Source organism: Streptomyces dengpaensis, from assembly GCF_002946835.1.
Lineage (GTDB): Bacteria > Actinomycetota > Actinomycetes > Streptomycetales > Streptomycetaceae > Streptomyces > Streptomyces dengpaensis.
Map to the genome: position 1 here is coordinate 7,185,560 of NZ_CP026652.1, position 12,292 is coordinate 7,197,851.

Genomic DNA, 12,292 nt, shown 5'->3' on the forward strand with positions numbered 1-12,292 from the left:
GAGATGCTGGACACAACACAGAGCGACACCGCCGCCCCGTCCGAGGAGCGGCGTGGTTGTCTCTTCGCGCTCTCCCAGCCGCCGCTGATGATCTTCCTTGCGGTGATCGGCTGTCTGCTGCTCATGGCTTCGCTGCACGACCTGCTGCTGCTCTGAGCCGTACACGGAGCCCCTGGCGCCACCCGCCGAGGGCTCCGTCAGTCCGCCGCTTCCTGTCAGCCCGCCGCTTCCTTGCGGCGCGCGCGGTACGCGGCCACGTGGAGGCGGTTTCCGCAGGTGCGGCTGTCGCAGTAGCGGCGGGAGCGATTGCGGGAGAGGTCGACGAAGGCGCGCCGGCAGTCCGGGGCCTCGCAGCGGCGCAGCCGCTCCTGCTCCCCGGCGACCACGAAGAAGGCCAGCGCCATCCCGCAGTCGGCCGCGAGATGGTCCGCGACGGAGGCACCCGGCGCGAAGTAGTGGACATGCCAGTCGTAGCCGTCGTGATCCGTGAGCCGGGGCGTGGTGCCCGCCGCGGCGACCAGTTCGTTGATGAGCTCGGCGGCGGTCCGCGGATCGTCGGCCGCGAAGATCCCGGCGAACCGCCCGCGAACCTTGCGCACGGCGGCGAGATCGTGCTCCGACAACACGCCGACATCACTGATTTCGTGCTTTCGTACGAAATCAGCGAGGGACGTCACATCCGCGAGCCCATCCGTCGTCTCGTCCTCCGGGGCGGTGTTCACCAGGTCCACCACGGCGTCGAGCGCGCACCGGGTGTCGTGGGTGATCAGCACGTTTCGCTCCCTGGCCTGGGGGGTCGGGCAGGCGCCCGCCGATGCTGGCCGATGGTAGTGGCTTCACGGTCCGGGTGAGGGGCGGTGGGGAGCCGGGCGCAGGGGGACGGGCGGCAGGCGGGGTGCGGGGCGCGCAGGGGCGTGCCTGGGTGCGCACGGGCGCCGCCTCCGCGGTTAGCCCGCGACGACGGCGCCTGTGTGCCCTATGCGGTTGTCTAGGCCCGAGCCGTCTCCCCGAGTGGACGGCGCCGGGCGGCTCTGTGGGGCCGCGCTAACTCTCGGCCAGGATGTGTGAGAGCTCCGTGTCGAGATCGAAATGCCGGTGTTCCGTGCCCGGGGGCACGGCGGCGTCCGTTCGCTTCAGGAACGACTCCAGGGCCCGCGCCGGGGCCTCGAGCAGGGCCTCGCCCTCCGGGGAGCTCAGGGCGATGCATACGACGCCCTGGCCATGGCTGCGGGACGGCCAGACTCGGACGTCTCCGGTACCAGTGGGCCGATGCAGGCCCTCGGCGAGGAGGTCGCGGGCGAACACCCACTCGACGGTTTCCTCGGCTCCGGTGTGGAAGGTGGCGTGCACGGCGTAGGGATCGGCCGTGTCATACCGCAGTCCTGCGGGTACAGGCAGTGAGGACTCGCTCGACACAACGAGGCGCAGGTGCAGCTCGCAGCTGACCGTGGTGTTCATAAGCGCCAGGGCCTTTCGCTCAGTGTGCGCTCGGGGATTCGCACGTCGGCGAAATCGACATGCCACCTACGGTGCCGTTGTAAACCCCTCTGAGTGTTTTGCGTGCCTTTACGTAACTCATCCGGCCGAGAGTGCGTTCGCCGGATAGGGCCATTCCGGTGACTGGTTCCTCTCGGGTAAGGTTTGGCCGTATGAATACGGGGAGTGACGAGCCGGGCAAGATCGCCACGGCTGACGACAGGATGAAGGGCGAACGGGAGCTCGGCTCACGGGCGCCGGAATTCATCAAGGCGCGACGCGTGCTGCACCTGAGCTGGCAGGTGGGCGTCTTCGTCGTGGGACTCGCGGTGGTCGTCGCGGGCGTGATCATGCTTCCGCTGCCGGGGCCGGGCTGGCTGGTGATCTTCGGCGGCATGGCGATCTGGGCGACCGAGTTCGTCTGGGCGCAGCTGGTGCTCCGCTGGACGAAGCGCAAGGTCACGGAGGCGACGCAGCGGGCGCTCGACCCCGAGGTGCGGCGTCGCAACATCATCCTCACCACCGTCGGCCTGGTGATCATCACGGTTCTTGTCGGCGTCTACGTCTGGAAGTTCGGCATCGAGATGCCCTGGAACATCAAGGAATGACGCAGCCCCTCGGGCGCTGCCCTGAGGGGGCGCGGATGGTCGAAGCGCCCTCTGACATGGGGTAATGTTCTACGTGCGCCCGGGCGATTAGCTCAGCGGGAGAGCGCTTCGTTCACACCGAAGAGGTCGCTGGTTCGATCCCAGTATCGCCCACCACCGCGATAGGCGGCCTGGTCCACGGAATACGTGGACCAGGCCGCCTTCGTCGTTTCTGCGTCGTCTGTGCGGCGACGCCGCACCTGGAACTCTTTCTTCCTGATGTCCAAGTAACACTTGAAATCCGTCCGCTTGGTGCGGTCGTCAGAACCCTGCCAGACATAACGGATCGTCACCGCCCCGCACTCCGCAAGACTCTGACGGCAATTCGCCGGGTGTTGTCCGGAATGCCATCGGCTTCCTGTGCAAGTAGGACGCGAAGAATATGCCGCCGTAGGGGCTCAGGAGTCAGTCCATCTTCCCCAGTACCTCCCGCACGCGGCGCGCGTCGCGAATGCGCTGCTCGTACGTCGCTCCCAGGGTGAGCAGCAGCAGACCGGCGAGTGCCGGAGGCACCCAACGGGGGAGCGCGTCGACCACCTGCACGATGTACGGGGCGAGTTCGTGCAGTGCGTCCAGTGTGAGCACCGTGCCGCCCATCACGAGCGGCGCCCGCAAACGGTGTCGCGCGCCGAGGAGGGTGATCAGGAGCGCCGCCGCGCCGAGCAGCAGCGGGCGAAGCCAGTGCGCGTCGCCCCACGCCGCGAGGAAGCTCGGCACGAGCGTGACGGACAGGCCCGGGCCGTACGCCGTCCACGACGAGACCTCGGTGTCCTTGCGCCGCCTGACCGCGCCCACGAGCAGCGCCGGGACGGTCACCGGAAGCGTGTACGCCTCCGGGGAGCCGACCTCCCAGGCCGCCAGCCGGACCCACGTGGCCAGCACGAACAGGGCGGCGGCCGCGTATCCGACGGAGCGCCGGTCCTGCCGTACGGCCGTGCCCGCGGCGATCACTCCGCAGAGGGCCAGCACCAGGGCCAGCATCGACGGATCGGCGACGGTGAGTCCGATGGCGAGGAGTCCCGCGGCGGCCCCAGCCACCTCCACCGGCACGGTGAGGGACGAGCTGCCCAGCCGCGCCGCGAGGAGGGCCGCGCCGACCGGCACCACGAGGACGAGCAGCGCGGTGTGCTGCGGCTGCCAGCCGAAGGACGCTCCCGCGGCGCAGGCCAGGGCGGTGACGTACACCAGGGAGGTGGGTGCGGCGACCGGACCGAGGCCGGGCCGCCAGGCGGCGGCTCCGAACAGGGCGGCCAGCGCGGCGAGGACGATCAGGGTCGCGCCCTCGGAGGCCAGCGAGAGGAACGCGAGGCTGAGGGAGGTGAGGAGGGCCAGGCCGAGCGCGGGTATCACGAGCGCGGGTATCAGTGGCCGTGTGGTGGTGCCGGGCTCGGGCGTCGGTGGCCGTGTGGTGGTGCCGGGCTCGGGCGTCGGTGGTTGTGTGGTGGTGTTGGGTTCGGGCGTCGGTGGTTGTGTGGTCGTGCCGGGCTCGGGCGTCCGTGGCTGTGTCGGGCGGGCGTACGCCAGGGCCGCGACCGTCGTGAGCCCCTGTGCCAACAGGACTGCCGGGTAGGGGAGTTCGAGGGTCGCCGGGAGGACGAGCGCCGTCGCCCACGTCAGGGTCAGTGCGCCGGTCAGCGCATGCTGACGCCAGTGCGTGCCGCGGACCGCCACCGCCAGGACCGCGGCGACGAGCGCGAGGACGAGCGGCGCCGTGGCCGCGTTCGTGGGCCAGGACAGGTCGGTGGTCACCGCGTCGCGGGCGGTCGCCGGGGCGCCGGACCAGATCCGCTCGACCCAGCCGAGCGGGCCCAGCAGGGCGACCGCGACCAGGGGCAGCGCCCACACCACAGCGACGGCCTGCACGGAGCCGGAGGCCCCGGCGAGTCCGCGCCGCAGCGGTTCGGGCAGGCCGGTGCGTACGACGGCCAACAGGGCGACGCCGCACACCAGATAGCCCGGAACCGTCCAGTCGTCGGGCAGCGACGAACGCAGGACACCGCCGAGTCCGGCGACGGTGATCAGGCCGCCCGCCGTCGCGATTCCGGCGGCGATGTCCGGCTTCGGGGCGCGCCACGCCGCCGCCAGGGCGATCGCCGCGGCAAGGAGGAGGAGCGCCGCCGCACGGGCGGCGGCGCTCGGGCCGGAGGCCGTCCAGGACAGCCAACCGGCGGCAAAGGTGCCCCAACCGCCCATGCCGTACGCGCCGGTGGCGGCGACGAGACGGACGGACGTCGCGGGGGACAGGAGCGCGACAGCCGTGTCGAACGTGGCCGTCGCCAGCAGCGCGGCCGCGAGGGTGTGAGCGTCCGCGTCGGCCGCCGCCGCCCAGAGGACCAGCGGGAGCTGCGCCGCGGTCACGGCGGCGGGCAGGGGCAGCCGCAGGCCCGTGGAGGTGGCCGTCGGCCGGCTCGGCGCGCCGACGGCGAGTCCGTACGCCGCCCACACCGCGGCCAGCACCGCCGAGGCGGTCGCCGCGTACCCGAGGCCGTCGGTGTCCGGCAGCGCGACCTCGTGCAGGGCATAGACGTCCAGCACCGTCAGGGCGAGGCCGATCCCCGCCACCGACTCGGCCGTCGAGCTCAGCCCGCGGCGCAGCAGCGGCACCGGCGCGCCGAGCGCCGCCAGCGTCACCGCGCCGAGGACCAGGGCCCGCCCGGCGATCCCCAGATGCCCCCAGCTGACGACCGTGAACACGACCGCGGCCACGGTCAGCAGGATGCCGCCGAGCAGCAGGAGCACGTTCTGGACACTCGGTGCCGTGGTCTCGGGCTGACGCGTCGGAGCGGCCTGGAGCCCGTGCGTGGGAGCCGCTTGGGGCTCGTGCGGGGCAGCAGGCTGCTGAAGGGAGGCGATCAGCCAGGCGCGGCGTGTCAGCAACAGGGCCCGGCGCGCGTCGAGTTGCCGCAGCTCGGCGTCGAGGAGCCGCAACTCCTCGGCCGGGGGCGGTATGTGGGTCATGCCTCGGAGTGTGGTCCCGGTCACGTCCCCCGGCATGAGTGCGCGTACTCAGGACGTACTCAGTTCTCCGGACGTCGGTTTCCGGACATCGGTTTTCCGGATGGGGCACACTCGGTTCATGGACTGGAGCCATTTCCGCTTCCGCAGTGTGTGGGACCTGCCCGCGCCCCGCGCCACCGTCTACACCGTCCTCGAACAGGCCGAGCACTATCCGCGCTGGTGGCCCCAGGTGCGCGAGGTGACCCGCGTCGACGAACGCAGCGGCGTCCTCCGCGTCCGCTCGGTCCTCCCGTACGACATGACGTTCACCGGGCGTGAGGTGCGCCGCGATCGGGCCGGCGGCGTCCTGGAGATCGCGTTGTCCGGCGACATGGTCGGCTGGGCACGCTGGACGCTCACCGCCGACGGGCCGGGTACCCGGGCTCAGTACGACCAGGAGGTCGATGTCAGCAAGCCGCTGCTGCGGCGGCTCGCGGTCCCGGGACGGCCCGTCTTCCGCGCCAACCACGCCCTGATGATGCGCGCGGGACAGCGCGGACTGGCGGCCTACCTCGAAGCGGTTTGAACCACACCCGCCGGGACCTGTATGGTTCAGTGCGTTCCCGGGCGATTAGCTCAGTGGGAGAGCGCTTCGTTCACACCGAAGAGGTCACTGGTTCGAACCCAGTATCGCCCACCCGGAGAAGGCCGGTCCGTCACAGACGGACCGGTTTTTCTGTGTTCCCGCGCCGTTCCCAGGCCGTTCCCAGGCCGTCCCCGGGCGTTCCTAGGCGGCTGCCGCCGACAGGCCCGGACGCAGCGGCCACGCCGGATCCACCGCCTCCTCCGAGCCGCTGCGCGCGAACCACGCTTGCAGTCCGCGCGCCTGCGCCGCATGCCACACCGCCTGCAGCGTGTGCAGCTCGGCCGGTGACAGCCGCTCCAGGCGGGCCGCGAAACGGCGCCCCACCGCGCGGACGACCTCCATCGCGGCCAGTGCGTCGGCCCCCGCGTCGTGCGCGCCGTCGAGGACCACGCCGTAGTGCGCGCACAGGTCGGTGAGGGTGCGGCGGCCCTTGCGATAGCGGTCCAGATGCTTGTCGAGGACGCGTGGATCGAGCACGAGCAGCGGAGTCGACTCGAACCAGTGGCCGAGGGACGAAGCGCGGTGCCTGCGCAACTCCCGGTCCAGAAGCGTCAGATCGAAGGGTGCGTTCATCACCACGAGCGGGCGGCCCGCCGCGGCCTGTTCGCCCAGCTCTCGGGCTATCTCCTCCATCACCGGCGACGGCCAGCGGCCGTTGCGCTGCAGATGCTCCTCCGTGAGCCCGTGCACCGCCGTCGCCCCCTCGGGCACCGGCACTCCCGGGTTCACCAGCCATCGGGTCACCCGCGGACGGGAACCCGGGGCGTCCTGGACGACGACGGCGGCCGACACGATCCGGTCGGTCTCGACATCCACGCCCGTGGTCTCCGTGTCGAACGCGGCCAAGGGGCCTTCGTACCAGCACGTCATACGTACACAACTCCTCGTTCACCCACGGCAGCTGACGTACCGTCTTCTGCCCGTTTGGTGATACCCGGGCTGTTTGCGCCATACGCCGCGAGGAGACAACAGAGGTACGGGTCTTTGCAGTTCAGCGGCCCGTCACGGGGATTCACCAAGCTTGGAAGGCTGTTGGACTCATGGCACTCGCGCAGCCCGAACGGGGCGGGCTGCTGCCCCAGCGGACGGCACCCCATCGCGGCACGCTCGCCACCACCGCCTGCATGGAGACGTTGCAGGTGGGCTATCTGCACGCCGTCGCGGCGGCCGCGGGCTGCTCGCTGTCCCAGCCCTTTCCGGACAACGGCATCGACTGGCACGTCAGCCACAGCGCCCCCGGGCACACGGTCGACGACGAAGTCACCATCAAGGTGCAGCTCAAGTGCACGTACCAGATCCCGCCGAACCCGCCCGCCCGTCTCCCACCACCGCCCTCAACCGAGGGGCCTGCGGTCCCGCCCCGCCGTCTGGGGCCCGCCTTCTCCTTCACGCTCGACAACGAGCACCTGGCGAAGCTCGCCCGCACCCCGGTCTCGGTGCACAAGATCCTGGTCGTGATGCTCGTGCCCAGGTCCCAGGACGACTGGCTGCGCGCCAGCCACGACCGCCTCGACCTGCGGCACTGCTGCTACTGGACCAACCTCGCCGGACACGCCATCACCGGCCGGCGCAGGACCACCGTTCGCATACCGACCGCCCGGATCTTCGACGACCGGGCACTCTGCGAGATCATGACGCGGGTCGGGACGGGAGGCAGACCATGACCCACCGCCCGATCGACGAAGCCCTGCGACCGGTCAGGCCGCATCCCGTCGACGCCTTGTGGACACAGCCTCCGGAGCCCGGCCAGGTCGACCCCGCCGTGCTCAGCGCCCTGCTGCACCGGCACGGCTGGCAGCGGCGCGGCGGGGCCGTGGGACGGTACGGCCGATGGACCCCACCGGGGCCCGGTGGCGGCGGTACCAGCCTGCTGGTGCCGGAAAGCCGGGCCTTTCCCGACAGCGACGACCTCCTCGGCGAGGCCCTGGTCGCGCTCTCCCGTAGCGGGTCACCGTCCGCGCGCGACGTGCTGGTCGCGCTCGCCGTGCCCAGCGACGAGATCCGCTGGTTGAGGGAGGTCCCGGCCGGCCCGGTGGGCGCCGCCCCCTGGACGGTCGAGGAACAGCTGCGCGCCGCCGCCCGCCAGACGCTCCTCGCGGGCGCACTGGCCACGCGCGCGCGTGCGGGCTATTACGGCGCCCGCCACCGCAGGTCCGCCGCGGCGTCCCTGGACAACGTCCTGGTCGGCGCCGAACCCGGCGGACGCCGGCTCACCGCCTTCCTGCCCGTCTCCACCGGGCGGCCGCTCGCGATACGACTGCACGAGGCGCTGTACGCCGCCCGCGAGGCCATCGACTACCAGCGGGCCACCGGTGGTATGGACGCCTTCGACGCGGCCGTCGAGGCGGGCGTCAGCCGTGAGCTCCTGGAAGCGCTGGTAGCCCTGGTCCGCGGCACCGAGGGCGCCCGGATCGCCGTCGAGTGGGCGCCCTCGGAGGGGGTCCCCGAGGGGTGTGCCGCACCGGCCGAGCCCGTGGAGTTCTCCCCCGGCGACCTGCCCGTGCTGCGCGAGGCCGGAGCCCGCTATCTGCGCGAGGAACCGTCCGTGCCGGTGCGCATCACGGGTGCGGTGGTGCGGATGCGCAGGTCGGGGCCACGCGGCGCGGGCACGGTACGGCTGCGGGTCATCGCCGGCGCCGAGATCCCGCACGTCCGCATGACACTGGACGAGGAGGCTTACCGGATAGCGGGGCATGCCCACCTGGTCGGGCTGCCGGTGCGGGTGCACGGGCGCCTGGAGAGCCGCGGCGGCTTCCGCAGGCTCACGGACGCCTCCGGGGTCGTACCCGTGCAGGTGGACGAGGCCGAGCGGGACCGGCTGATGAAGTCGCTCCAGGAGAACCTGGACTTCTTCGAGGAGGCGTGCAGCGGGGACTGATGGGGTGCAGAGGTGGCGTGCAGCGGGAAATGAGGTGGTGCAGAGGAGGCGTGCAGCGGGGACTGAGGTGGTGCAGAGGTGGCGTGCAGCGGGGACTGATGGGGTGCAGAGGTGGCGTGCAGCGGGAAATGAGGTGGTGCAGAGGAGGCGTGCAGCGGGAAATGAGGTGGTGCAGAGGAGGCGTGCAGCGGGAAATGAGGTGGTGCAACGGTTAACCGTTTCGCGAAGGGCGCCCCGGGCTCGGTAGGATTCAGGGCATTGCCATGCCATCCCGTATGTGGTGGGCGCCCCCTTCAGTCAGGAGAGTCCGGTGTCAGACGTCCGTGTGATCATCCAACGCGATTCCGAGCGGGAAGAGCGCGCGGTGACGACGGGCACTACGGCCGCCGACCTCTTCGCCGGTGAGCGCACCATCGTCGCGGCCCGCGTGGGCGGCGAGCTGAAGGACCTCGCGTACGAGGTCAAGGACGGCGAGACCGTCGAGGGCGTCGAGATCTCCTCCGAGGACGGTCTGGGCATCCTGCGCCACTCCACCGCGCACGTCATGGCCCAGGCCGTGCAGGAGCTGTTCCCCGAGGCCAAGCTGGGCATCGGCCCGCCCGTCAAGGACGGCTTCTACTACGACTTCGATGTCGAGAAGCCGTTCACGCCCGAGGATCTCAAGGCCATCGAGAAGAAGATGCAGGAGATCCAGAAGCGCGGCCAGCGCTTCTCGCGCCGCGTGGTCACCGACGAGGCCGCCCGCGAGGAGCTCGCGGACGAGCCGTACAAGCTGGAGCTGATCGGCCTCAAGGGCTCGGCCTCCTCGGACGACGGCGCGGACGTCGAGGTCGGCGCGGGCGAGCTGACGATCTACGACAACCTCGACGCCAAGACCGGCGACCTGTGCTGGAAGGACCTCTGCCGAGGCCCTCACCTGCCCACCACCCGGAACATCCCGGCGTTCAAGCTGATGCGCAACGCGGCCGCCTACTGGCGCGGCAGCGAGAAGAACCCCATGCTCCAGCGCATCTACGGCACCGCCTGGCCGTCCAAGGAGGAGCTGAAGGCGCACCTCGACTTCCTGGCCGAGGCCGAGAAGCGCGACCACCGCAAGCTGGGCAACGAGCTGGACCTGTTCTCCATCCCCGACCAGATCGGCTCCGGCCTGGCCGTCTTCCACCCCAAGGGCGGCATCGTCCGCCGCGTGATGGAGGACTACTCGCGGCGCCGCCACGAGGAGGAGGGCTACGAGTTCGTCTACACCCCGCACGCCACCAAGGGGAAGCTCTTCGAGACCTCGGGCCACCTGGACTGGTACGCCGACGGCATGTACCCGCCCATGCAGCTCGACGAGGGCGTGGACTACTACCTCAAGCCCATGAACTGCCCGATGCACAACCTGATCTTCGACGCGCGCGGCCGCTCGTACCGTGAACTGCCGCTGCGCTTCTTCGAGTTCGGGACGGTGTACCGGTACGAGAAGTCGGGCGTCGTGCACGGCCTGACCCGTGCCCGTGGCTTCACCCAGGACGACGCGCACATCTACTGCACGCGCGAGCAGATGGCCGAGGAGCTCGACAAGACGCTCACCTTCGTCCTGAACCTGCTGCGTGACTACGGCCTCACCGACTTCTACCTGGAGCTCTCCACCAAGGACCCGGAGAAGTTCGTCGGCGCCGAGGAGGCCTGGGAGGAGGCGACCGAGACCCTCCGCCAGGTCGCCGAGAAGCAGGGCCTCCCGCTCGTCCCGGACCCGGGCGGCGCCGCCTTCTACGGCCCGAAGATCTCCGTCCAGGCCAAGGACGCGATCGGCCGGACCTGGCAGATGTCGACCGTGCAGCTCGACTTCAACCTGCCGGAGCGTTTCGACCTGGAGTACACGGGCCCCGACGGCTCCAAGCAGCGTCCGGTCATGATCCACCGCGCGCTCTTCGGCTCGATCGAGCGCTTCTTCGCGGTGCTCCTGGAGCACTACGCGGGCGCGTTCCCGGCGTGGCTCGCGCCCGTCCAGGCGATCGGCATCCCGATCGGCGACGCGCACGTCGAGTACCTGCAGAAGTTCGCGGCCGCGGCCAAGAAGAGGGGCCTGCGCGTCGAGGTGGACTCCTCCTCGGACCGCATGCAGAAGAAGATCCGCAACGCGCAGAAGCAGAAGGTGCCCTTCATGGTCATCGCGGGCGACGAGGACATGACGGCCGGCGCCGTCTCCTTCCGCTACCGCGACGGCTCGCAGGAGAACGGCATCCCGGTCGACGAGGCGATCGCCAAGATCGCGCAGATCGTCGAGGAACGCGCACAGGTCTGATCTCCGTCGAAGGCCCCCGGGAAGCTCAGCTCCCCGGGGGCCTTTCGTCACCCTCCCGCGCGAGCACCTGAAGCAGCCACGACGAGAACGACCCCGTCACCGCACCCAGCAGCGCCAGACCGCACCCCATCAGCCCCACCGCGATCGTGCGCCCCCAGAACGTCACCGGGGTCACATCCCCGTACCCCACGGTCGCGAGCGTCGAGCACGTCCACCAGACCGAGTCCCCGAACGTGCGGATCGTCGCCCCCGGCGCCGCGTGTTCCAGCTGGTAAATGGCAAGGGCGCCCGCGAAACCGAGCAGGAGCACCGACAGCCCGGCGTAGACGATCACGCGCGCATACAGCGCGAGCCGAGGCCCCCCATGCCGCCTCAGCACGGCCTCGTAGAGCTTCACGACACGCAGGGGCCGCAACAGCGGCAGAGCGAGCACCACCGTGTCAAGCCAGTGACCCCGGACGAACCGGAACCCCTCCCCACTCAGCCGCCACCGCACTCCGTAGTCGACGGCGAACATGCCCCAGGCGGCCAGCATCACCGCGACGCAGCCGTCCCGCCAGACCGAGGGCAGACCGTGCGCGAGCACAAGGACGGCGTACGCGGCGAGGAACAGCACCGAGCCGAGCGCGAGCGATGCCTGGGTGCGCCGCTCCCAGCGGCCCTGAGGGCTGTCGTCGTCCATCACGTCAGCTTGACCGCGGGCCGATCCGTCCGGTACCCGCCGACACGCCGCGAACGGGCGAAGCCATATGCTGCACAACATGACGAGTGAGCCGGAGCAGCAGATCGGAGTGGGAACGCAGGACGCGTTCCAGCGCCTGTGGACGCCCCACCGGATGGCCTACATCCAGGGCGAGAACAAGCCCACCGGCCCGGGAGCCGATGACGGCTGCCCCTTCTGCTCGATTCCGGCCAAGTCCGACGAGGACGGGCTGATCGTGAAGCGCGGCGAGCAGGTGTACGCCGTGCTGAACCTCTACCCGTACAACGGCGGCCACCTCATGGTCGTGCCCTACCGCCACGTCGCCGACTACACCGACCTGACAGATCCGGAGACCGCCGAACTCGGCGAGCTGACCAAGCAGGCCATGACCGCGCTGCGCACCGCCTCAGGCGCACACGGTTTCAACATCGGCATGAACCAGGGCACGGTCGCGGGCGCCGGGATCGCCGCCCACCTCCACCAGCACATCGTGCCCCGCTGGGGCGGCGACACGAACTTCATGCCGGTGGTGGGCCACACCAAGGTCCTGCCCCAGCTCCTGGCAGACACCCGCAAAATGCTGTCAGAGGCCTGGCCCACGCCCTGACAGCCGCCCGCGCCGCACGGGGGCCGTGCCGGTCCATCATCTGCCGCCGCGGGATGTTTTTCGCCCCCTCCGCCCCTACCCTCCCCCACTCTCGGCTTCTCCCCCAGTGCC

Annotated in this window: 12 protein-coding genes and 2 tRNA genes; 9 read left to right on the forward strand and 5 right to left on the reverse strand. The window is 70.6% G+C overall.

Annotation, left to right across the window (positions count from 1 at the left end; translation table 11 throughout):
* Nucleotides 1–3 precede the first annotated feature (3 nt).
* Nucleotides 4–156 carry a hypothetical protein gene (locus C4B68_RS42175; RefSeq protein ID WP_167459210.1) on the forward strand — a complete coding sequence of 51 codons (153 nt, stop codon included), beginning with the start codon at nucleotides 4–6 and terminating at the stop codon, nucleotides 154–156.
* A 59-nt stretch (nucleotides 157–215) separates the two neighbouring features.
* Here C4B68_RS42175 and C4B68_RS33195 read toward each other — a convergent pair whose 3' ends face one another.
* Nucleotides 216–773, reverse strand: coding sequence for a CGNR zinc finger domain-containing protein (locus tag C4B68_RS33195; protein ID WP_099500200.1), 558 nt, complete (start codon nucleotides 771–773; stop codon nucleotides 216–218).
* 271 nt (nucleotides 774–1,044) lie between these two features.
* Nucleotides 1,045–1,458 (reverse strand): SsgA family sporulation/cell division regulator, encoded by a 414-nt coding sequence (locus tag C4B68_RS33200; RefSeq protein WP_003959770.1) that lies wholly within the window; start codon nucleotides 1,456–1,458, stop codon nucleotides 1,045–1,047.
* Between the two features lie 191 nt (nucleotides 1,459–1,649).
* On the opposite strand from C4B68_RS33200, the gene C4B68_RS33205 reads away from it, so the two are divergent.
* Nucleotides 1,650–2,084, forward strand: coding sequence for a TIGR02611 family protein (locus tag C4B68_RS33205; protein WP_099500201.1), 435 nt, complete (start codon nucleotides 1,650–1,652; stop codon nucleotides 2,082–2,084).
* Between the two features lie 81 nt (nucleotides 2,085–2,165).
* Nucleotides 2,166–2,240: transfer RNA gene (locus tag C4B68_RS33210), tRNA-Val, on the forward strand.
* 288 nt (nucleotides 2,241–2,528) lie between these two features.
* On the opposite strand, the gene C4B68_RS33215 is transcribed toward C4B68_RS33210, so the two are convergent.
* Nucleotides 2,529–5,081, reverse strand: coding sequence for an SCO7613 C-terminal domain-containing membrane protein (locus tag C4B68_RS33215; protein WP_240634556.1), 2,553 nt, complete (start codon nucleotides 5,079–5,081; stop codon nucleotides 2,529–2,531).
* 118 nt (nucleotides 5,082–5,199) lie between these two features.
* Between C4B68_RS33215 and C4B68_RS33220 the strand changes: the two genes are divergently transcribed.
* A complete protein-coding gene (locus C4B68_RS33220; protein ID WP_099500203.1) occupies nucleotides 5,200–5,646 on the forward strand; it encodes an SRPBCC family protein in 447 nt (148 codons plus the stop codon).
* A gap of 39 nt (nucleotides 5,647–5,685) precedes the next feature.
* Nucleotides 5,686–5,757 (forward strand) — tRNA-Val (locus C4B68_RS33225).
* A gap of 90 nt (nucleotides 5,758–5,847) precedes the next feature.
* On the opposite strand, the gene C4B68_RS33230 is transcribed toward C4B68_RS33225, so the two are convergent.
* A complete protein-coding gene (locus tag C4B68_RS33230; RefSeq protein ID WP_099500204.1) occupies nucleotides 5,848–6,576 on the reverse strand; it encodes a 3'-5' exonuclease in 729 nt (242 codons plus the stop codon).
* Nucleotides 6,577–6,746: 170 nt separating this feature from the next.
* Between C4B68_RS33230 and C4B68_RS33235 the strand changes: the two genes are divergently transcribed.
* The 3 genes from C4B68_RS33235 to thrS all read left to right on the forward strand — a co-directional run bounded on the left by C4B68_RS33235 (nucleotide 6,747) and on the right by thrS (nucleotide 10,871).
* Nucleotides 6,747–7,370: a DUF4365 domain-containing protein gene (locus C4B68_RS33235; RefSeq protein WP_099500205.1), complete on the forward strand. Its 624-nt coding sequence runs from the start codon at nucleotides 6,747–6,749 to the stop codon at nucleotides 7,368–7,370.
* A complete protein-coding gene (locus tag C4B68_RS33240) occupies nucleotides 7,367–8,584 on the forward strand; it encodes a serine/threonine-protein kinase (protein WP_099500206.1) in 1,218 nt (405 codons plus the stop codon). Before C4B68_RS33235 ends, C4B68_RS33240 begins: the two co-directional genes overlap by 4 nt.
* Before the next feature lie 310 nt (nucleotides 8,585–8,894).
* A complete protein-coding gene (gene thrS, locus C4B68_RS33245) occupies nucleotides 8,895–10,871 on the forward strand; it encodes a threonine--tRNA ligase (protein ID WP_099500207.1) in 1,977 nt (658 codons plus the stop codon).
* A 25-nt stretch (nucleotides 10,872–10,896) separates the two neighbouring features.
* Here thrS and C4B68_RS33250 read toward each other — a convergent pair whose 3' ends face one another.
* Nucleotides 10,897–11,553 carry a potassium channel family protein gene (locus C4B68_RS33250; protein ID WP_099500208.1) on the reverse strand — a complete coding sequence of 219 codons (657 nt, stop codon included), beginning with the start codon at nucleotides 11,551–11,553 and terminating at the stop codon, nucleotides 10,897–10,899.
* Nucleotides 11,554–11,620: 67 nt separating this feature from the next.
* On the opposite strand from C4B68_RS33250, the gene C4B68_RS33255 reads away from it, so the two are divergent.
* Nucleotides 11,621–12,181, forward strand: coding sequence for an HIT family protein (locus C4B68_RS33255; RefSeq protein WP_099500209.1), 561 nt, complete (start codon nucleotides 11,621–11,623; stop codon nucleotides 12,179–12,181).
* Nucleotides 12,182–12,292 lie beyond the last annotated feature (111 nt).